The organism is Pseudomonas sp. LG1D9, assembly GCF_002949995.1.
In the GTDB taxonomy this organism is placed as follows: Bacteria; Pseudomonadota; Gammaproteobacteria; order Pseudomonadales; family Pseudomonadaceae; genus Aquipseudomonas; species Aquipseudomonas proteolytica.
Map to the genome: position 1 here is coordinate 1,928,382 of NZ_CP026881.1, position 20,296 is coordinate 1,948,677.

Here is a 20,296-nt window from a genome sequence, read left to right on the forward strand (position 1 = left end):
GTACCCCTTACTTAGCAGCTTTTTTACGAGGCGCTGGTGCTTGTGGTTTCAGTTCTTCTTGGCGACCACCAATTACTTCGCCTTTGAAGATCCAAACCTTTACACCGATCACACCGTAAGTGGTGTGAGCTTCGTAGTTGGCATAGTCGATGTCGGCACGCAGGGTGTGCAACGGCACACGACCTTCGCGATACCATTCAGTACGTGCGATTTCAGCACCGCCGAGACGACCGCTCACTTGGATTTTGATGCCCTTGGCACCAATACGCATTGCGTTCTGCACGGCGCGCTTCATAGCACGACGGAACATTACGCGGCGCTCCAGCTGCTGAGCTACGCTCTGCGCAACCAGCATACCGTCGAGCTCCGGCTTGCGGATCTCTTCGATATTGATGTGCACAGGCACACCCATTTGCTTGGTCAGGTCCTGACGCAGTTTCTCAACATCTTCACCTTTCTTCCCGATAACGATACCTGGACGAGCGGTGTGGATGGTGATACGTGCAGTTTGAGCCGGACGATGGATATCGATACGGCTTACGGACGCGCTTTTTAGTTTGTCTTGGAGATACTCACGCACCTTCAGATCAGCGAACAAATAGTCCGCATAAGTCCGACCGTCTGCGTACCAGACGGAGGTGTGCTCCTTGACGATTCCCAGGCGAATGCCAATGGGATGTACTTTCTGACCCATCTCTTCGACTCCGTTACTTGTCAGCAACCTTGACAGTGATATGGCAAGACCGCTTGACGATGCGATCAGCACGGCCTTTGGCACGCGGCATGATACGCTTCAGCGAACGCCCTTCGTTGACGAAAACGGTGCTGACCTTCAGGTCATCAACGTCTGCGCCTTCGTTATGCTCGGCGTTGGCTACGGCCGACTCCAGCACTTTCTTCATGATCTCGGCGGCTTTCTTACTGCTGAAAGCCAACAGGTTGAGCGCTTCGCCCACCTTCTTCCCGCGGATCTGGTCGGCGACCAAGCGGGCTTTCTGGGCGGAGATTCGAGCGCCCGACAACTTAGCGGCTACTTCCATTTCCTAACCCCTTAACGCTTGGCTTTCTTGTCTGCCACGTGCCCACGGTAAGTGCGGGTACCGGCAAACTCGCCCAGTTTGTGGCCGACCATGTCTTCGTTAACGAGAACTGGGACGTGTTGACGACCGTTGTGTACTGCGATGGTCAAACCGACCATTTGTGGCAGGATCATAGAACGGCGCGACCAGGTCTTAACTGGTTTGCGATCGTTCTTTTCCGCCGCCACTTCGATCTTCTTCAGTAGGTGAAGATCAATAAAAGGACCTTTTTTCAGAGAACGTGGCACTGTCGTATCCCTCTATTTACTTGCGACGACGGACGATCATTTTGTCGGTACGCTTATTACCACGAGTCTTCGCGCCCTTAGTCGGGAAGCCCCATGGCGATACCGGATGACGACCACCAGAGGTACGACCTTCACCACCACCGTGTGGGTGGTCAACCGGGTTCATGGCAACACCACGAACGGTTGGGCGAACGCCACGCCAGCGTTTGGCACCAGCTTTACCCAGCGAACGCAGGCTGTGCTCGGAGTTCGAGACTTCGCCCAGGGTCGCACGGCATTCAGCCAGTACTTTACGCATCTCACCAGAACGCAGACGCAGGGTCACGTAGACACCTTCACGAGCGATCAGCTGAGCCGAAGCACCAGCGGAACGAGCGATCTGTGCGCCTTTACCTGGCTTCAATTCGATGCCGTGTACGGTGCTACCAACTGGAATGTTACGCAGTTGCAGAGCGTTGCCCGGCTTGATCGGTGCCAGGGCACCTGCGATCAGCTGGTCGCCAGCACTCACGCCTTTAGGCGCGATGATGTAGCGACGCTCGCCATCTGCGTACAGCAGCAGAGCGATGTGAGCAGTACGGTTTGGATCGTATTCGATACGCTCGACAGTGGCAGAGATGCCATCTTTGTCGTTGCGACGGAAATCGACCAGACGATAATGCTGCTTATGGCCACCACCGATGTGACGAGTGGTAATACGACCATTGTTGTTACGACCACCAGTCTTCGATTTCTTCTCGAGCAGCGGTGCGTGAGGAGCGCCTTTATGCAGCTCCTGGTTGACCACCTTGACCACAAAACGGCGGCCAGGGGAAGTCGGTTTGCATTTAACGATTGCCATGATGCACCCCTTCCTTACTCAGCACTGCTGCTGAAATCGAGATCTTGGCCTGGCTGAAGGGAGATAACTGCCTTCTTCCAGTCATTACGCTTGCCCAGACCGCGAGCAGTGCGCTTGCTCTTACCCAGAACATTCAGGGTAGTAACACGCTCTACTTTCACGCTGAACAGGCTTTCGACGGCCTTCTTGATTTCCAGCTTGGTTGCGTCAGTTGCAACCTTGAAAACGAACTGGCCTTTCTTGTCAGCCAGAACCGTAGCCTTTTCGGAAACGTGCGGGCCAAGCAGAACTTTAAATACGCGTTCCTGGTTCATCCCAGCAGCTCCTCGAATTTCTTCACGGCCGACACGGTGATCAACACCTTGTCGTATGCGATCAGACTAACTGGATCGGAACCTTGCACGTCACGTACATCAACGTGTGGCAGGTTGCGAGCAGCCAGGTACAGGTTCTGATCAACAGCTTCGGACACGATCAAAACGTCGGTCAGATTCATGTTGTTCAGCTTGCCCAGCAGATCTTTGGTTTTTGGACCTTCAACAGCGAAGTCCTGAACCACGACCAGACGATCAGTACGCACGAGTTCAGCAAGGATGGAGCGCAGTGCTGCGCGATACATCTTCTTGTTGAGCTTCTGAGAGTGATCCTGTGGACGAGCTGCGAAAGTGGTACCGCCGCCACGCCAGATTGGGCTACGGATAGTACCGGCACGAGCACGGCCAGTACCTTTCTGACGCCAAGGGCGCTTACCGCCACCACGAACGTCGGAACGGGTCTTTTGCTGCTTGCTACCTTGACGGCCGCCGGCCATGTAGGCCACGACTGCTTGGTGAACGAGCGTCTCGTTGAATTCGCCGCCAAATGTCAGTTCGGAAACTTCGATCGCTTGAGCGTCATTTACATTTAATTGCATGTCAGCTTCCCCTTAACCGCGAGCCTTGGCCGCTGGACGTACAACCAGGTTGCCGCCAGTAGCGCCAGGAACAGCACCCTTGACCAACAACAGATTGCGTTCAGCGTCGACGCGCACTACTTCGAGGGACTGCACGGTCACGCGCTCAGCGCCCATATGACCGGACATTTTTTTGCCCTTGAATACACGACCAGGAGTCTGGCACTGGCCAATAGAGCCCGGGACGCGGTGGGAAACGGAGTTACCGTGAGTGTTGTCTTGGCCACGGAAATTCCAACGCTTGATCGTACCCTGGAAGCCTTTACCTTTGGACTGACCGGTTACATCAACCAGTTGACCAGCGGCGAAGATTTCAGCGTTGATCAGATCGCCAGCCTGGTAGTCACCATCTTCAAGACGGAACTCCATGACAGTACGACCAGCTGCAACGTTTGCTTTAGCGAAGTGACCTGCTTGAGCAGCAGTCACGCGCGAAGCACGACGCTCGCCGACAGTGACTTGCACTGCACGATAGCCATCGGTTTCTTCAGTTTTGAACTGGGTGACGCGATTCGGCTCGATCTCAATGACCGTGACCGGAATGGAGACACCTTCTTCGGTGAAAATACGGGTCATACCGCATTTACGACCGACTACACCAATAGTCATGTTGTAAACCTCATGAGTGTACGGGGCTTTCACCCGCTATGGCCGCCCATTTCAGAGCGTTACACGACTAAGACCCGAGTCTTAGCCGAGGCTGATCTGTACTTCCACACCGGCCGCCAGATCAAGCTTCATAAGAGCATCAACGGTTTTATCCGTTGGCTGGACGATGTCCAGAACGCGCTTATGAGTACGGATCTCGTACTGGTCACGCGCGTCTTTGTTGACGTGCGGGGAGACCAGAACGGTGAACCGCTCTTTGCGGGTAGGCAGTGGAATAGGACCACGCACTTGTGCCCCAGTACGTTTCGCGGTTTCCACGATTTCCTGGGTGGATTGGTCGATCAGGCGATGGTCAAAAGCCTTCAACCTGATACGGATTTGCTGATTTTGCATTGGATTTCAGACTCCGGCTGCTATTCCCAGCGAGCGCAATACGCCCGTTAAAAGGAGGCGCAATTCTATAGACGCCCCAGATAGGTGTCAACCCAATAAAAAAGGCCTCCGCTAAGCGGAGGCCTTCTCAAAAAACCGAGCTACCTCAGAAGAGATAATTACTCGATGATTTTAGCTACAACACCAGCACCAACGGTACGGCCGCCTTCACGGATAGCGAAGCGCAGACCGTCTTCCATTGCGATGGTTTTGATCAGGGTGACAACCATTTTGATGTTGTCGCCTGGCATTACCATCTCAACGCCTTCCGGCAGTTCGCAGTTACCAGTTACGTCGGTAGTACGGAAGTAGAACTGTGGACGGTAGCCTTTGAAGAACGGAGTGTGACGACCGCCTTCTTCTTTGCTCAGCACGTACACTTCAGCTTCGAACTTGGTGTGCGGCTTAACCGAACCTGGCTTAACCAGAACCTGGCCACGCTCAACGTCGTCACGCTTGGTACCACGCAGCAGAACGCCGCAGTTCTCGCCAGCACGACCTTCGTCGAGCAGCTTACGGAACATTTCAACACCGGTGCAGGTGGTGACGGTAGTGTCACGCAGACCAACGATTTCCAGTGGATCCTGAACCTTGACGATACCGCGCTCGATACGGCCAGTTACAACAGTACCGCGACCGGAGATCGAGAATACGTCTTCGATTGGCATCAGGAACGGCTTGTCGATAACACGAACTGGATCTGGGATGTAGCTGTCCAGAGTCTCAACCAGTTTACGAACGGCAGTGGTGCCCATTTCGTTTTCGTCGTTACCTTCCAGAGCCATACGAGCAGAACCGATGATGATCGGAGTGTCGTCGCCTGGGAAGTCGTAAGTGCTCAGCAGATCGCGCACTTCCATCTCAACCAGTTCCAGCAGCTCAGCGTCGTCTACCAGGTCAGCCTTGTTCAGGAAGACCACGATGTACGGAACGCCAACCTGACGGGACAGCAGGATGTGCTCACGGGTTTGTGGCATCGGACCATCAGCGGCCGAGCAAACCAGGATTGCGCCGTCCATCTGGGCAGCACCGGTGATCATGTTCTTCACATAGTCAGCGTGACCTGGGCAGTCAACGTGAGCGTAGTGACGGATCAGCGAGTTGTATTCAACGTGCGCGGTGTTGATGGTGATACCACGAGCTTTTTCTTCTGGCGCGCTGTCGATTTTATCGAAATCAACGATTGCGGAACCGAATACTTCGGAGCAAACGCGAGTCAGAGCAGCAGTCAGAGTGGTTTTACCATGGTCAACGTGACCGATGGTGCCAACGTTGACGTGCGGTAGGGAACGATCAAATTTTTCTTTAGCCACGACAATTAACTCCTTGCCTAAAGGACTGAATCAGCCTTGTTTTTTGGATACAGTTTCAGCGATATGCGCCGGAGCTGTGTTGTATTTTTTGAATTCCATAGAGTAGCTTGCGCGACCCTGGGACATGGAACGAACGTCGGTCGCATAACCGAACATCTCACCCAACGGAACCTCGGCGCGAATCACTTTGCCGGAAACCGTGTCTTCCATACCCAAGATCATGCCGCGACGACGGTTAAGGTCGCCCATGACATCACCCATATAGTCTTCAGGTGTAACAACTTCTACCGCCATGATTGGCTCAAGCAACTCACCACCGCCCTTCTGGGCCAGTTGCTTGGTTGCCATGGAAGCAGCCACCTTAAACGCCATCTCGTTGGAGTCGACGTCGTGGTAAGAACCGTCAAAAACGGTTGCTTTCAGGCCGATCAGCGGATAGCCGGCAACAACACCGTTCTTCATCTGCTCTTCGATGCCCTTCTGGATAGCAGGGATGTATTCCTTAGGAACCACACCACCTACTACTTCGTTCACGAATTGCAGACCTTCCTGACCTTCGTCAGCAGGAGCAAAACGGATCCAGCAGTGACCGAACTGACCACGACCGCCGGACTGACGAACGAACTTGCCTTCGATTTCACAGTTCTTCGTGATGCGCTCACGATAGGAAACCTGAGGCTTACCGATGTTGGCTTCGACGTTGAACTCACGGCGCATCCGGTCAACCAGGATGTCCAGGTGCAGCTCGCCCATGCCGGAGATGATCGTTTGACCAGTCTCTTCATCAGTCTTGACGCGGAAAGATGGATCTTCCTGAGCAAGCTTGCCCAGAGCGATACCCATTTTTTCCTGGTCATCCTTGGTCTTAGGCTCTACGGCAACCGAGATAACCGGCTCCGGGAAGTCCATGCGAACCAGGATGATTGGCTTAGCAGCGTCGCACAAAGTCTCACCAGTGGTGACGTCCTTCATGCCGATCAGGGCCGCGATGTCACCAGCGCGCACTTCCTTGATCTCTTCGCGGGCGTTTGCGTGCATTTGCACCATACGACCCACGCGCTCTTTCTTGCCTTTAACCGAGTTGATCACGCCGTCACCGGAGGCCAACACGCCCGAGTAAACGCGGACGAAGGTCAAAGTACCCACGAATGGGTCAGTAGCGATCTTGAACGCCAGAGCCGAGAACGGCTCGCTGTCGTCAGCATGACGCTCCATCTCTTCTTCCTCGTTATCAGGGTTGGTACCCTTGATAGCAGGAATGTCGGTTGGAGCAGGCAGGTAGTCGATAACGGCGTCGAGAACCAGGGGAACACCCTTGTTCTTGAAGGAAGAACCGCAAACAGCCAAGACGATCTCACCAGCAATAGTACGCTGACGCAGAGCGGCCTTGATTTCCACGTTGGTGAGTTCTTCACCTTCGAGGTACTTGTTCATCAGCTCTTCGCTGGCTTCGGCAGCAGCCTCAACCAGGTTATTGCGCCACTCGTCAGCCAGTTCCTGCAACTCTGCAGGGATAGGCTTGCGAACAGGAACCATGCCTTTATCGGCGTCATTCCAGTAGACGGCTTCCATGGTGATCAGATCGATCTGGCCCTGGAAGTTGTCTTCGGAACCGATAGCCAATTGGATTGGCACCGGAGTGTGACCCAGACGCTGCTTGATCTGACCGATCACGCGCAGGAAGTTCGCACCAGCACGGTCCATCTTGTTTACGTAAACAAGACGCGGAACACCGTACTTGTTGGCTTGACGCCATACGGTTTCCGACTGAGGCTCAACACCCGAAGTACCGCAGAACACAACGACCGCGCCGTCGAGTACACGCAGGGAACGTTCAACTTCAATAGTGAAGTCAACGTGGCCCGGGGTATCGATTACGTTGAAGCGATGCTCGTCTTTGTACTGCTTGGCAGAACCTTTCCAGAAGGCGGTAATAGCAGCAGAAGTAATGGTAATACCACGCTCCTGCTCCTGAACCATCCAGTCTGTGGTCGCGGCGCCATCATGCACCTCGCCCATTTTGTGACTTTTGCCGGTGTAAAACAGCACGCGCTCGGTGGTGGTGGTTTTACCAGCATCCACGTGAGCAACGATACCGATGTTACGGTAGCGGCTAATCGGAGTAGTACGAGCCATAAAGCCCTCGCAAAATTAGTGAAGCTAAGATTAGAAGCGGTAGTGCGAGAAAGCTTTGTTAGCTTCAGCCATACGGTGCACGTCTTCACGCTTCTTAACAGCAGCACCTTTACCTTCAGCAGCGTCCAACAGCTCGCCGGCCAAACGCAGAGCCATAGACTTCTCGCCGCGCTTACGGGCGAAGTCTACCAACCAGCGCATTGCCAGGGCGTTACGACGGGACGGACGAACTTCAACCGGAACCTGGTAAGTAGCACCGCCTACACGGCGCGACTTCACTTCGACCAGCGGAGCGATGGCGTCGAGAGCTTTCTCGAAGATTTCCAGGGGGTCGCTGTTCTTGCGTTCTTTAACCTTTTCCAGCGCGCCATAAACGATACGCTCGGCAACGGCTTTCTTGCCGCTTTCCATCACGTGGTTCATGAACTTGGCCAGGATTTGGCTTCCGTATTTTGGATCGTCAAGCACTTCGCGCTTGGCTGCTACGCGTCTTCTTGGCATGGATAAGCCCTCAAACGGTCTTCAGGTTCGTTCGGAATCGGTGCCCTTGCGGGACGCCTCCGACCTTACTCTTATCGACTCAGAAAATAAGATGATTCAGTTTACAAAAAGCCGCTACTACTTAGGCTTCTTGGTACCGTACTTCGAACGACCCTGGTTACGACCTTTAACGCCGGAAGTATCCAAGGAGCCGCGTACGGTGTGATAACGAACACCTGGCAAGTCTTTTACACGACCGCCGCGGATCAGTACCACGCTGTGCTCTTGCAGGTTGTGGCCTTCACCGCCGATGTACGAGGAAACCTCGAAACCGTTGGTCAGGCGCACACGGCATACTTTACGCAGTGCCGAGTTAGGTTTTTTCGGCGTAGTGGTATACACGCGAGTGCATACGCCACGACGTTGCGGGCAGTTCTGCAGCGCAGGCACGTCGGATTTCTCGACGATACGCTTACGCGGCTGACGTACCAGCTGGTTGATAGTTGCCATCTACTAGCTCCACTGTTGTCTTGCGACGCTATTGTCTTGCAAGAAAAGCAAAATGGCAGGAACGAATTCCCGCCAAATTTAGGGGTACAAGAGTCTAAAGAGGATCTTGCCCCCAGTCAAGGCAAGGCCCCGACCTCCCCCTCCACCGAAACCCGACAAAACTGTCTTGTTCCGACGAACGGGGCTGCCAGGGCCCGGTCTTATTTATCGCAGAACTCAGTTACCGCTAGAGTTCAGCGCTTCGGTCAGTGCAGCTTCCACTTCACTGGCGCTTACGCGCAGCGGCTTGTCGAGTTCACGGCGACGCTTACGCTCGCTGTGGTAGGCCAAGCCGGTACCGGCCGGGATCAGACGACCCACAACCACGTTTTCTTTCAGGCCGCGCAGGTAGTCGCGCTTGCCGGTTACCGCCGCTTCGGTCAGTACGCGAGTGGTTTCCTGGAAGGAAGCCGCCGAGATGAACGATTCGGTGGACAACGACGCCTTGGTGATACCCAGCAGAACACGAGTGAACTTGGAGACAAACTTGTCCTCCGTGCTCAGGCGCTCGTTTTCTACCAGTACGTGAGTCAGTTCCATCTGGTCGCCCTTGATGAAACTCGAATCGCCGGATTCAGCGATTTCAACTTTACGCAGCATCTGACGCAGGATGGTCTCGATGTGCTTATCGTTGATCTTCACGCCCTGCAGACGGTAAACGTCCTGGATCTCGTTGACGATGTACTTGGCCAGCGCACTCACACCCAGCAGACGCAGGATGTCGTGAGGATCGCTCGGGCCGTCGGAGATAACTTCGCCGCGGTTTACCTGTTCGCCTTCGAAGACGTTCAGGTGACGCCACTTCGGAATCAGCTCTTCATACGGATCGCTACCGTCGTTCGGGGTAATGACCAGACGGCGCTTGCCCTTGGTCTCTTTACCGAACGCGATGGTGCCGCTGACTTCAGCCAGGATCGACGCTTCTTTCGGACGACGAGCTTCGAACAAGTCGGCAACACGCGGCAGACCACCGGTGATGTCGCGGGTTTTCGAAGTTTCTTGCGGGATACGAGCGATAACATCACCGATCGCGATCTTCGCACCATCCGCTACACCGACCAAGGCGTTGGCTGGCAGGAAGTACTGAGCGATAACGTCAGTGCCTGGCAGCAACAGATCCTTGCCGTTGTCATCGACCATCTTCACGGCAGGACGGATGTCCTTACCGGCAGCTGGACGATCTTTGGCGTCGAGTACTTCAATGTTGGTCATACCGGTCAATTCGTCAGTCTGACGCTTGATCGTGATGCCTTCTTCCATGCCCACGTAGGTCACGGTACCTTTCATTTCGGTAACGATTGGGTGAGTGTGCGGATCCCACTTGGCCACGATTGCGCCAGCGTCGACCTTGTCACCTTCTTTAACCGAAATCACAGCACCGTACGGCAGCTTGTAACGCTCACGCTCACGACCGAAGTCATCAGCGATTGCCAGCTCACCGGAACGGGACACAGCAACCAGGTGGCCATCCACTCGCTCAACGTGCTTGAGGTTATGCAGGCGGACGGTACCGCCATTCTTCACCTGAACGCTGTCAGCTGCGGAGGTCCGGCTAGCCGCACCACCGATGTGGAACGTACGCATGGTCAGCTGGGTACCCGGCTCACCGATGGACTGGGCAGCGATAACGCCGACCGCTTCACCGATGTTCACCTGGTGACCACGAGCCAAGTCACGGCCATAGCACTTGGCGCAGATGCCGTAGCGGGTTTCGCAGCTGATCGGCGAGCGAACAATCACTTCGTCGATGCTGTTGAGTTCGATGAACTCGACCCACTTCTCATCTACCAGGGTGCCGGCAGGAACGATAACTTCCTCGGTACCTGGCTTGAATACGTCACGGGCAATAACACGGCCCAATACGCGCTCACCCAGCGGCTCTACAACGTCACCGCCTTCAATGTGCGGAGTCATCAGCAGGCCGTGCTCGGTGCCGCAATCGATCTCGGTTACAACCAGATCTTGTGCAACGTCTACCAGACGACGAGTCAGGTAACCGGAGTTAGCGGTTTTCAACGCGGTATCCGCCAGACCTTTACGAGCACCGTGCGTGGAGATGAAGTACTGAAGTACGCTCAAACCTTCACGGAAGTTCGCAGTAATCGGCGTTTCGATGATGGAACCATCCGGCTTGGCCATCAGGCCACGCATACCGGCGAGCTGACGGATCTGCGCAGCAGAACCCCGTGCGCCCGAGTCGGCCATCATGTACATCGAGTTGAAAGACTCTTGATCGACTTCGACGCCGTGGCGGTCGATGACCTTCTCTTTCGAGAGGTTGGCCATCATCGCCTTGGACACTTCGTCGTTGGCCTTGGACCAAAGGTCGATCACTTTGTTGTACTTCTCGCCCTGGGTTACCAGGCCGGAGGCGTACTGGCTCTCGATCTCTTTCACTTCATCAGTGGCGGCACTGATGATGCGGGCTTTTTCATCCGGGATAACGAAGTCGTTAACACCGATGGAAACGCCGGAAATGGTCGAGTAAGCGAAACCGGTATACATCAACTGGTCAGCGAAGATCACGGTCTCTTTCAGACCAACCACGCGGTAGCACTGGTTGATCAGCTTGGAGATCGCCTTTTTCTTCATCGGCAGGTTGACGACGTCGTAAGACAGACCTTTTGGCACAACCTGGTACAACAGCGCACGGCCGACAGTGGTGTCGACGATACGGGTGTTGCTCACGCTGCCGCCGTCACGGTCGTTGACGGTTTCGTGGATCCGCACCTTGACCTTGGCGTGCAGTGCGGCTTCGCCGGCACGGAACACACGGTCAACTTCTTGCAGGTCAGCGAATACACGACCTTCGCCCTTGGCGTTGATCGCTTCACGGGTCATGTAGTACAGACCCAATACAACGTCCTGCGACGGAACGATGATTGGCTCACCGTTGGCTGGCGACAGGATGTTGTTGGTCGACATCATCAACGCACGCGCTTCCAACTGGGCTTCCAGTGTCAGCGGTACGTGCACGGCCATTTGGTCGCCGTCGAAGTCGGCGTTGTACGCAGCACAGACCAGAGGGTGCAGCTGGATAGCCTTACCTTCGATCAGTACCGGTTCAAACGCCTGGATACCCAGACGGTGAAGGGTCGGTGCACGGTTGAGGAGAACCGGGTGTTCGCGAATCACTTCAGCAAGAACGTCCCAAACCTCTGGCAGTTCGCGCTCGACCATTTTCTTGGCCGCTTTGATGGTGGTCGCAAGACCGCGCATTTCCAGCTTGCCGAAGATGAACGGCTTGAACAGCTCCAGCGCCATCTTCTTAGGCAGACCGCACTGGTGCAGACGCAGGGTCGGGCCTACGGTAATTACCGAACGACCGGAGTAGTCAACACGCTTACCGAGCAAGTTCTGACGGAAACGACCTTGCTTACCCTTGATCATGTCAGCCAGGGATTTCAGAGGACGCTTGTTCGAACCGGTGATAGCGCGGCCACGACGACCGTTGTCGAGCAAGGCATCGACCGCTTCTTGCAACATACGCTTTTCGTTGCGCACGATGATGTCCGGAGCGGACAGATCAAGCAGGCGCTTCAAGCGGTTGTTACGGTTGATCACGCGGCGGTACAGGTCGTTGAGGTCGGACGTCGCGAAACGACCACCGTCCAACGGTACCAGCGGACGCAGGTCTGGCGGCAGAACCGGCAGAACGGTCAGCACCATCCACTCTGGCAGGTTGCCGGAGCCCTGGAAGGCTTCCATCAACTTCAGACGCTTGGACAGTTTCTTGATCTTGGTTTCGGAGTTGGTTTGCGGAATTTCTTCGCGCAGACGACCAATCTCGTGCTCCAGGTCGATAGCGTGCAGCAGTTCGCGGACAGCCTCGGCACCCATGCGGGCATCGAAATCGTCGCCGAACTCTTCCAGCGCTTCGAAGTACTGCTCGTCGTTCAGCAGCTGACCCTTTTCAAGGGTGGTCATGCCTGGATCGATAACGACATAGCTCTCGAAGTAGAGAACGCGCTCGATATCACGCAGGGTCATGTCCATCAGCAAACCGATACGGGACGGCAGCGATTTCAGGAACCAGATGTGGGCAACTGGCGAAGCCAGCTCGATGTGCGCCATGCGCTCACGACGAACCTTGGCCAGCGCGACTTCAACGCCGCACTTCTCGCAGATAACACCACGGTGCTTCAAGCGCTTGTACTTACCGCACAGGCACTCGTAATCCTTTACCGGGCCAAAGATCTTGGCGCAGAACAGGCCGTCACGCTCAGGTTTGAACGTACGGTAGTTGATGGTTTCCGGCTTTTTAACTTCACCGAACGACCACGAACGGATCATCTCAGGCGATGCCAATCCAATACGGATGGCGTCGAACTCTTCGACTTGACCCTGGTTTTTCAGCAAATTCAGTAGGTCTTTCAAGGCCTTTCCTCCTGGCGGAGCAGAGAGCGGGCTAAACAGCCCCGCTCTCGATTCGCGTCACGTGTTATTCGGTTTCCAGATCGATATCGATGCCGAGGGAACGAATTTCTTTGATCAACACGTTGAAAGACTCGGGCATGCCCGGCTCCATACGGTGATCGCCGTCCACGATGTTTTTGTACATCTTGGTACGGCCGTTCACATCGTCCGACTTCACTGTGAGCATTTCTTGCAGAGTGTATGCAGCACCGTATGCTTCCAGTGCCCAGACCTCCATCTCCCCGAAACGCTGACCACCGAACTGAGCCTTACCACCCAGCGGCTGCTGGGTAACCAGGCTGTACGAACCGGTAGAACGAGCGTGCATCTTATCGTCTACCAAGTGGTTCAGCTTCAGCATGTACATGTAGCCAACAGTAACCGGGCGCTCGAACTTGTTGCCGGTACGGCCGTCGAACAGCTGCATCTGGCCGCTTTCTGGCAGGTCTGCCAGTTTCAGCATGGCCTTGATTTCGCTTTCCTTGGCACCGTCGAACACCGGGGTAGCCATTGGAACGCCGCCGCGCAGGTTCTTCGCCAGATCCAGAATCTCCTGGTCGGAGAAAGTGTCCAGCTCTTCTTTGCGGCCGCCGATCTCGTTGTAGATCTCGTGCAGGAACTTACGCAGGTCTGCGACCTTGCGCTGCTCTTCGATCATACGGTTGATCTTCTCGCCCAAACCTTTAGCCGCGAGGCCCAGGTGGGTTTCAAGGATCTGACCAACGTTCATACGCGAAGGTACGCCCAACGGGTTGAGGACGACGTCGACCGGGGTGCCATTGGCATCGTGCGGCATGTCTTCAACCGGCATGATCACGGAGACCACACCTTTGTTACCGTGACGACCGGCCATCTTGTCGCCCGGCTGGATGCGACGACGGATTGCCAGGTAAACCTTGACGATTTTCAGCACGCCTGGAGCCAGGTCATCGCCCTGCTGCAGTTTGCGCTTCTTGTCTTCGAACTTGTCGTCCAGCAGACGGCGGCGATCAACGATATAGGCCTGAGCCTTCTCGAGCTGCTCGTTCAGAGCATCTTCAGCCATGCGCAGTTTGAACCACTGCCCATGCTCAAGACCGTCGAGGATTTCGTCGGTGATGTCCTGACCTTTCTTCAGACCTGCGCCGCCTTCGGCCTTGTGGCCTACCAGCGCGGAACGCAGACGTTCGAAGGTCGCGCCTTCAACGATACGGAACTCTTCGTTCAGGTCCTTGCGGATCTCGTCGAGCTGGGTCTTCTCGATGGACAGTGCACGAGCATCACGCTCAACGCCGTCACGGGTGAAGACCTGTACGTCGATGACAGTACCCTTGGTACCGGTAGGCACACGCAGGGAAGTGTCTTTAACGTCGCTGGCTTTTTCACCGAAAATGGCGCGCAACAGCTTCTCTTCCGGAGTCAGTTGAGTCTCGCCTTTCGGGGTGACCTTACCAACCAGGATGTCGCCTGCGCCAACTTCAGCACCTACGTAAACGATACCGGCTTCGTCCAGCTTGTTCAGTGCAGCCTCACCCACGTTCGGGATGTCTGCAGTGATTTCCTCAGGCCCAAGCTTGGTGTCACGCGCCACACAGGTCAGTTCCTGGATGTGGATCGTGGTGAAGCGGTCTTCCTGAACCACACGCTCGGACAGGCAGATGGAGTCTTCGAAGTTGAAGCCGTTCCACGCCATGAACGCGATGCGCATGTTCTGACCCAGAGCCAGCTCACCCATATCGGTGGACGGGCCGTCGGCCATGATGTCGCTACGCTGAACGCGATCACCCTTGCTCACCAGCGGACGCTGGTTGATGCAGGTGTTCTGGTTCGAGCGGGTGTATTTGGTCAGGTTGTAGATGTCGACACCGGCTTCGCCAGTTTCAACTTCGTCATCGGCAACACGAACCACGATACGGCTGGCATCAACGGAGTCGATCACGCCGCCACGACGAGCCACGACGCAAACGCCGGAGTCACGGGCTACGTTACGCTCCATGCCGGTACCTACCAGCGGCTTGTCGGCACGCAGGGTCGGTACAGCTTGACGCTGCATGTTGGAACCCATCAACGCACGGTTGGCGTCATCGTGTTCCAGGAACGGGATCAGCGACGCTGCGACCGAAACTACCTGCTTGGGCGATACGTCCATCAAGGTGACGTCTTCCGGCGCCTTGACGGTGAACTCGTTCAAGTGACGAACAGCTACCAACTCGTCGATCAGGACTTTCTTGTCGTTCATCGTGGCCGAAGCCTGAGCGATCACGTGATCAGCTTCTTCGATGGCGGACAGGAACACGATCTCGTCGGTAACCAGAGCGTCTTTCACTACACGGTACGGGCTCTCGAGGAAGCCGTACTGGTTGGTGCGCGCATAAGCGGCCAGGGAGTTGATCAGACCGATGTTCGGACCTTCCGGCGTTTCGATCGGGCATACACGACCGTAGTGCGTCGGGTGAACGTCACGAACTTCAAAGCCAGCACGCTCGCGGGTCAGACCGCCCGGGCCCAGTGCAGAAACACGGCGCTTGTGGGTGATCTCGGAGAGCGGGTTGTTCTGGTCCATGAACTGCGAGAGCTGGCTGGAACCGAAGAACTCTTTCACCGCCGCAGCCACTGGCTTGGCGTTGATCAGGTCTTGCGGCATCAGGCCTTCGCTTTCAGCCATCGACAGACGCTCTTTGACCGCACGCTCAACACGTACCAGGCCAACGCGGAACTGGTTCTCGGCCATTTCGCCTACGCAGCGAACACGACGGTTACCCAGGTGGTCGATGTCATCGACTATGCCTTTGCCGTTACGGATGTCGACCAGGGTCTTCAGCACCGCAACGATGTCTTCCTTGCACAACACGCCCGAACCTTCGATCTCGGTACGACCGATACGACGGTTGAACTTCATCCGGCCTACAGCAGACAGGTCATAGCGCTCTGGGCTGAAGAACAGGTTGTTGAACAGGGTTTCGGCAGCGTCTTTGGTTGGTGGCTCGCCAGGACGCATCATGCGATAGATCTCGACCAGCGCTTCCAATTGGTTGCTGGTGGAGTCGATCTTCAGGGTGTCGGAGACGAACGGACCGCAGTCGATATCGTTGGTGTACAGGGTCTCGATGCGAACAACCTGAGCCTTGGCGATTTTTGCCAGGATCTCGGTGTTCAGCTCGGTGTTGCACTCGGCCAGGATCTCGCCTGTAGCCGGGTGAACGATGACCTTGGCAGTGGTGCGACCCAGGACGTAGTCCAGAGGCACGTCCAGCGACTTGATACCGGCTTTTTCGATCTGGTTGATGTGGCGCGCAGTAATACGACGGCCAGCCTCAACGATGACCTTGCCCTTCTCATCCTGGATGTCCAGGACCGCAATTTCACCACGCAGACGCGAAGCAATCAGTTCCAGGCTGAGGGTTTCATCCTTCAGGCTGAATACGTTGGTGGTGTAGAAAGCGTCCAGCACCTGCTCGGTGGTATAGCCGAGCGCGCGCAGCAGTACCGAGGCCGGCAGCTTGCGACGACGGTCGATACGCACGAACACGCAGTCTTTCGGGTCGAACTCGAAGTCCAACCACGAACCACGGTACGGAATGATCCGCGCGGAGTACAGGAGCTTACCGGAGCTGTGCGTCTTGCCACGGTCGTGATCGAAGAACACGCCCGGGGAACGGTGCAGCTGGGAAACGATTACACGCTCGGTACCGTTGATAACGAAGGTACCGTTCTCAGTCATCAACGGGATTTCGCCCATGTAGACTTCTTGCTCTTTGATGTCCTTGATCGCTTTGTTCGACGATTCTTTGTCGAAAATGATCAGACGAACTTTTACCCGCAAAGGTACGGCGTACGTAACACCGCGCAACACGCATTCTTTGACATCAAATGCCGGTTCGCCCAGGCGATAACCGACGTACTCCAGCGCAGCATTGCCGGAGTAGCTGATGATCGGGAAAACGGATTTGAAGGCCGCATGCAGGCCCACGTCGCGGAACTGATCTTTGGTCGCTCCCGCCTGCAAGAATTCACGATACGAATCCAGCTGGATAGCCAGAAGGTACGGGACATCCATGACGTCCGGCAACTTGCTAAAGTCCTTGCGGATACGTTTTTTCTCAGTATATGAGTAAGCCATCAGCGTTCCCCAGCTTGGTCACCTGCTTGTTTGGCCCTCCCGACGGGAGCAGCCAGAAAATCTTGCAAACCCCATGGTTTGCACCACCGCATCGGGTGGCTACAGCGCGTTAGTGGCGGCGACCGAGTCGACAGCCAAGAACGGAAAAAGGCCGGTGGCAAGAGCCACCAGCCATCAGCCTTCAGCTTAACGCTTGGGCTGGAAACGCAAGGTCGATGCTTACTTCAGCTCGACTTTAGCGCCTGCTTCTTCCAGAGTAGCTTTGGCTTTGTCAGCAGCGTCTTTCGACACAGCTTCCAGAACCTGGGCAGGAGCGCCGTCAACTACAGCCTTGGCTTCTTTCAGGCCCAGACCGGTCAGTTCACGTACTGCCTTGATCACGTTTACTTTCTTCTCGCCAGCTTCCAGCAGCATGACGTTGAATTCGGTTTGCTCTTCAACAACGGCAGCAGCAGCAGCTGGACCGGCGGAAGCAGCGGCAGCAGAAACGCCGAATTTTTCTTCGAAAGCTTTGATCAGCTCAACAACCTGCAGAACCGACATTTCAGCTACGGCGTTGAGGATATCGTCTTGGGAGATAGACATTGCTGTATTTCCTGAATTGGGGGACGGCCTACGCGGCCATCGAAATAAACAAAAATACGCGAGAGAAAGTGCTCAGCCTTAGGCTGCGGCAGCTTCTTTTTGCTCGCGAACTGCAGCCAGAGTACGAGCCAGCTTGCTGGTAGCGCCTTGAATCACGCTCATCAGCTGCGAAATAGCTTCGTTACGGGTCGGCAGTGTTGCCAGTACGTCGATTTGGTTAGCTGCGAGGAACTTGCCCTCGAACGCAGCTGCCTTGATCTCGAACTTATCCTGACTCTTGGCGAATTCCTTGAACAAACGGGCAGCAGCGCCTGGATGGTCCTTGGAGAACGCGATCAGAGTCGGGCCGGTGAACACGTCGTTGAGGACACTGTATTCAGTGTCAGCAACAGCGCGCTTGAGCAGGGTGTTACGTACAACACGTACGTATACGCCAGCTTCACGAGCCTCTTTACGGAGTCCGGTCATAGCGCCTACTGTCACACCACGGGCATCAGCCACGACAGCGGACAGAGCAGCTTTGGCAGCCTCGTTGACTTCAGCGACGATGGCCTTCTTGTCTTCGAGATTAATTGCCACGGGTTTAACTCCTGCTTGTTACCGTTTCATCTGGCCTAGGCCGGATGTCGTTTTGGTGTCTGATTCGGTAAGGAACCGGGAGCACCATCTGCGTAGGCTTGATGGTTTAAGACTTGCGTCGCCTACGGTCTTGGATAGCCCCCGCCAGGCAGGGACCCCAATTTTTCAACTGGCACGATCACTCGCGCCAATTTGTGTCTTATACGTCCAGCGAACCTTGGTCGATGACCAGACCTGGGCCCATAGTGGTGCTCAGGGTAACGCGCTTGACGTAGATGCCTTTCGAGGAAGCTGGCTTGATACGCTTCAGATCAGCGATCAGGGCTTCAACGTTTTCCTTCAGCTTGACGGCGTCGAAGCCAACCTTGCCAACGGAGGTGTGAATGATGCCGTTTTTGTCGGTGCGATAACGAACCTGACCAGCCTTGGCGTTTTTAACCGCGGTGGCTACGTCTGGCGTTACGGTACCGACTTTCGGGTTAGGCATCAGGCCACGTGGGCCCAGGATCTGACCCAACTGACCTACAACGCGCATTGCATCCGGGGAGGCAATTACTACGTCATAGTTCAGGTCGCCGCCTTTCATTTCGGCAGCCAGGTCGTCCATGCCAACGCGATCGGCGCCAGCGGCCAGAGCAGCTTCAGCTGCCGGGCCTTGGGTGAAGACAGCAACACGTACAGTCTTGCCAGTACCGTGTGGCAGCACAGTAGCGCTACGAACGACCTGGTCGGATTTACGTGGGTCAACACCCAGGTTTACAGCAACGTCAACGGACTCGCTGAACTTGACAGTCGACAGCTCGGTCAGCAGGGCGGCAGCGTCTACAAAGTTGTAGGACTTGCCCGCTTCGATTTTGCCGGCGATAGCCTTTTGGCGCTTGGTCAGCTTAGCCATTACACACCCTCCACGTTAAGGCCCATGCTACGAGCAGAACCGGCGATGGTACGCACGGCTGCATCCATATCAGCTGCAGTCAGATCCGCGTTTTTGGTTTTCGCGATTTCTTCCAGCTGAGCACGAGTTACAGTGCCAACCTTAACGGTGTTCGGACGAGCGGAACCGCTAGTCAGACCAGCAGCTTTCTTCAACAAAACCGAAGCCGGGGTCGACTTGGTTTCGAAAGTGAAGCTACGGTCGCTATATACAGTGATGATCACTGGAGTCGGCAAACCTGGCTCAATACCCTGAGTACGGGCGTTGAAGGCCTTGCAGAATTCCATGATGTTCACGCCGTGCTGACCCAGAGCTGGACCGACGGGTGGGCTAGGGTTGGCCTGAGCGGCCTTCACTTGCAGCTTGATGTAAGCGGTAATCTTCTTGGCCATGAGGCACTCCAATTACGGGTTCAAGCGCCTCGAAAGGCTCCCCGGTTACTTGCGCGTTTATCCCAGTGACGACAAAACCCCACAGCCTAAGGCTGCGGGGTTGGGATGCTTTGTCAGCTAGACCTTCTCGACCTGGCTGAACTCCAACTCTACCGGAGTAGAGCGACCGAAAATGAGCACCGCCACTTGGATCCGGCTCTTTTCGTAGTTAACTTCTTCGACAGTACCGTTGAAATCAGCAAACGGACCATCTGTGACACGAACAACTTCGCCCGGCTCGAACAACGTCTTCGGCTTCGGCTTGTCGCTACCGTCAGCAACACGACGCAGAATCGCTTCTGCCTCTTTGTCGGTGATCGGCGCAGGCTTGTCAGCGGTACCGCCGATGAAGCCCATCACGCGAGGAGTGTCCTTGACCAAGTGCCAAGTACCCTCGTTCATGTCCATCTGTACCAGCACATAGCCAGGGAAGAACTTGCGTTCGCTTTTGCGCTTCTGGCCATTCCGCATTTCAACCACTTCTTCAGTGGGAACCAGAATTTCGCCGAAGCCATCTTCCATGCCTGCCAGCTTTACGCGCTCTAGCAAAGAGCGCATGACATGCTTCTCGTAACCCGAGTAAGCATGCACAACGTACCAACGCTTAGCCACG

19 protein-coding genes are annotated in these 20,296 nt (G+C 55.5%); all 19 read right to left on the reverse strand.

Annotated features, from left to right (window positions below):
• Positions 1-7 precede the first annotated feature (7 nt).
• Positions 8-694 carry a 30S ribosomal protein S3 gene (gene rpsC / locus C5F71_RS09275; RefSeq protein ID WP_003176422.1) on the reverse strand — a complete coding sequence of 229 codons (687 nt, stop codon included), beginning with the start codon at positions 692-694 and terminating at the stop codon, positions 8-10.
• A gap of 13 nt (positions 695-707) precedes the next feature.
• Positions 708-1,040, reverse strand: a complete 333-nt coding sequence (gene rplV / locus C5F71_RS09280; protein ID WP_003103908.1) for a 50S ribosomal protein L22 — start codon at positions 1,038-1,040, stop codon at positions 708-710.
• Positions 1,041-1,051: 11 nt separating this feature from the next.
• The gene (gene rpsS / locus C5F71_RS09285; protein ID WP_002555486.1) at positions 1,052-1,327 is read right to left on the reverse strand and encodes a 30S ribosomal protein S19; all 276 of its coding nucleotides are present in this window, start codon (positions 1,325-1,327) and stop codon (positions 1,052-1,054) included.
• A 16-nt stretch (positions 1,328-1,343) separates the two neighbouring features.
• Positions 1,344-2,168 carry a 50S ribosomal protein L2 gene (gene rplB, locus C5F71_RS09290; protein WP_003176423.1) on the reverse strand — a complete coding sequence of 275 codons (825 nt, stop codon included), beginning with the start codon at positions 2,166-2,168 and terminating at the stop codon, positions 1,344-1,346.
• A gap of 14 nt (positions 2,169-2,182) precedes the next feature.
• Positions 2,183-2,482, reverse strand: a complete 300-nt coding sequence (gene rplW / locus C5F71_RS09295; protein WP_002555488.1) for a 50S ribosomal protein L23 — start codon at positions 2,480-2,482, stop codon at positions 2,183-2,185.
• Positions 2,479-3,081: a 50S ribosomal protein L4 gene (gene rplD, locus C5F71_RS09300; RefSeq protein WP_029299292.1), complete on the reverse strand. Its 603-nt coding sequence runs from the start codon at positions 3,079-3,081 to the stop codon at positions 2,479-2,481. The genes rplW and rplD overlap by 4 nt, the downstream gene beginning before the upstream one ends.
• A 12-nt stretch (positions 3,082-3,093) precedes the next feature.
• The gene (rplC, locus tag C5F71_RS09305; protein ID WP_003194649.1) at positions 3,094-3,729 is read right to left on the reverse strand and encodes a 50S ribosomal protein L3; all 636 of its coding nucleotides are present in this window, start codon (positions 3,727-3,729) and stop codon (positions 3,094-3,096) included.
• An 81-nt stretch (positions 3,730-3,810) separates the two neighbouring features.
• Positions 3,811-4,122 (reverse strand): 30S ribosomal protein S10, encoded by a 312-nt coding sequence (rpsJ, locus tag C5F71_RS09310; protein ID WP_003186070.1) that lies wholly within the window; start codon positions 4,120-4,122, stop codon positions 3,811-3,813.
• A 158-nt stretch (positions 4,123-4,280) separates the two neighbouring features.
• The gene (gene tuf / locus C5F71_RS09315) at positions 4,281-5,474 is read right to left on the reverse strand and encodes an elongation factor Tu (RefSeq protein WP_029299269.1); all 1,194 of its coding nucleotides are present in this window, start codon (positions 5,472-5,474) and stop codon (positions 4,281-4,283) included.
• Positions 5,475-5,504: 30 nt separating this feature from the next.
• On the reverse strand, positions 5,505-7,610 hold the full coding sequence (fusA, locus tag C5F71_RS09320; protein WP_029299268.1) for an elongation factor G: 2,106 nt from the start codon (positions 7,608-7,610) through the stop codon (positions 5,505-5,507).
• 30 nt (positions 7,611-7,640) lie between these two features.
• The gene (gene rpsG / locus C5F71_RS09325) at positions 7,641-8,111 is read right to left on the reverse strand and encodes a 30S ribosomal protein S7 (protein WP_002555493.1); all 471 of its coding nucleotides are present in this window, start codon (positions 8,109-8,111) and stop codon (positions 7,641-7,643) included.
• 117 nt (positions 8,112-8,228) lie between these two features.
• Entirely contained in the window at positions 8,229-8,600 is a 372-nt protein-coding gene (rpsL, locus tag C5F71_RS09330) for a 30S ribosomal protein S12 (RefSeq protein WP_002555494.1), read from the reverse strand.
• Positions 8,601-8,816: 216 nt separating this feature from the next.
• Positions 8,817-13,016 (reverse strand): DNA-directed RNA polymerase subunit beta', encoded by a 4,200-nt coding sequence (gene rpoC / locus C5F71_RS09335; RefSeq protein ID WP_029299253.1) that lies wholly within the window; start codon positions 13,014-13,016, stop codon positions 8,817-8,819.
• Between the two features lie 64 nt (positions 13,017-13,080).
• Positions 13,081-17,154 carry a DNA-directed RNA polymerase subunit beta gene (rpoB, locus tag C5F71_RS09340; RefSeq protein ID WP_029299252.1) on the reverse strand — a complete coding sequence of 1,358 codons (4,074 nt, stop codon included), beginning with the start codon at positions 17,152-17,154 and terminating at the stop codon, positions 13,081-13,083.
• 219 nt (positions 17,155-17,373) lie between these two features.
• The gene (gene rplL, locus C5F71_RS09345; RefSeq protein WP_092230792.1) at positions 17,374-17,739 is read right to left on the reverse strand and encodes a 50S ribosomal protein L7/L12; all 366 of its coding nucleotides are present in this window, start codon (positions 17,737-17,739) and stop codon (positions 17,374-17,376) included.
• Between the two features lie 78 nt (positions 17,740-17,817).
• Complete coding sequence (rplJ, locus tag C5F71_RS09350; RefSeq protein ID WP_003176433.1) at positions 17,818-18,318, reverse strand: 50S ribosomal protein L10; 501 nt, start codon at positions 18,316-18,318, stop codon at positions 17,818-17,820.
• A gap of 199 nt (positions 18,319-18,517) precedes the next feature.
• Entirely contained in the window at positions 18,518-19,213 is a 696-nt protein-coding gene (gene rplA, locus C5F71_RS09355; RefSeq protein ID WP_003176434.1) for a 50S ribosomal protein L1, read from the reverse strand.
• Positions 19,213-19,644 carry a 50S ribosomal protein L11 gene (gene rplK, locus C5F71_RS09360; RefSeq protein ID WP_003210097.1) on the reverse strand — a complete coding sequence of 144 codons (432 nt, stop codon included), beginning with the start codon at positions 19,642-19,644 and terminating at the stop codon, positions 19,213-19,215. The genes rplA and rplK overlap by 1 nt, the downstream gene beginning before the upstream one ends.
• Positions 19,645-19,761: 117 nt before the next feature.
• Entirely contained in the window at positions 19,762-20,295 is a 534-nt protein-coding gene (gene nusG, locus C5F71_RS09365) for a transcription termination/antitermination protein NusG (RefSeq protein WP_003176436.1), read from the reverse strand.
• Position 20,296: the final 1 nt, after the last annotated feature.

What these genes read in the sequence shown, in the direction of transcription:
- rpoB (WP_029299252.1), bottom strand. Translation starts at nt 17,154, where the DNA reads ATGGCTTACTCATATACTGAGAAAAAACGTATCCGCAAGGACTTTAGC.
- rplB (WP_003176423.1), bottom strand. Translation starts at nt 2,168, where the DNA reads ATGGCAATCGTTAAATGCAAACCGACTTCCCCTGGCCGCCGTTTTGTG.
- rplW (WP_002555488.1), bottom strand. Translation starts at nt 2,482, where the DNA reads ATGAACCAGGAACGCGTATTTAAAGTTCTGCTTGGCCCGCACGTTTCC.
- rplD (WP_029299292.1), bottom strand. Translation starts at nt 3,081, where the DNA reads ATGCAATTAAATGTAAATGACGCTCAAGCGATCGAAGTTTCCGAACTG.
- rplA (WP_003176434.1), bottom strand. Translation starts at nt 19,213, where the DNA reads ATGGCTAAGCTGACCAAGCGCCAAAAGGCTATCGCCGGCAAAATCGAA.
- rplL (WP_092230792.1), bottom strand. Translation starts at nt 17,739, where the DNA reads ATGTCTATCTCCCAAGACGATATCCTCAACGCCGTAGCTGAAATGTCG.
- fusA (WP_029299268.1), bottom strand. Translation starts at nt 7,610, where the DNA reads ATGGCTCGTACTACTCCGATTAGCCGCTACCGTAACATCGGTATCGTT.
- rpsG (WP_002555493.1), bottom strand. Translation starts at nt 8,111, where the DNA reads ATGCCAAGAAGACGCGTAGCAGCCAAGCGCGAAGTGCTTGACGATCCA.
- rpsL (WP_002555494.1), bottom strand. Translation starts at nt 8,600, where the DNA reads ATGGCAACTATCAACCAGCTGGTACGTCAGCCGCGTAAGCGTATCGTC.
- rplV (WP_003103908.1), bottom strand. Translation starts at nt 1,040, where the DNA reads ATGGAAGTAGCCGCTAAGTTGTCGGGCGCTCGAATCTCCGCCCAGAAA.
- rplK (WP_003210097.1), bottom strand. Translation starts at nt 19,644, where the DNA reads ATGGCCAAGAAGATTACCGCTTACATCAAGCTGCAAGTGAAGGCCGCT.
- rpsC (WP_003176422.1), bottom strand. Translation starts at nt 694, where the DNA reads ATGGGTCAGAAAGTACATCCCATTGGCATTCGCCTGGGAATCGTCAAG.
- rpsJ (WP_003186070.1), bottom strand. Translation starts at nt 4,122, where the DNA reads ATGCAAAATCAGCAAATCCGTATCAGGTTGAAGGCTTTTGACCATCGC.
- rplC (WP_003194649.1), bottom strand. Translation starts at nt 3,729, where the DNA reads ATGACTATTGGTGTAGTCGGTCGTAAATGCGGTATGACCCGTATTTTC.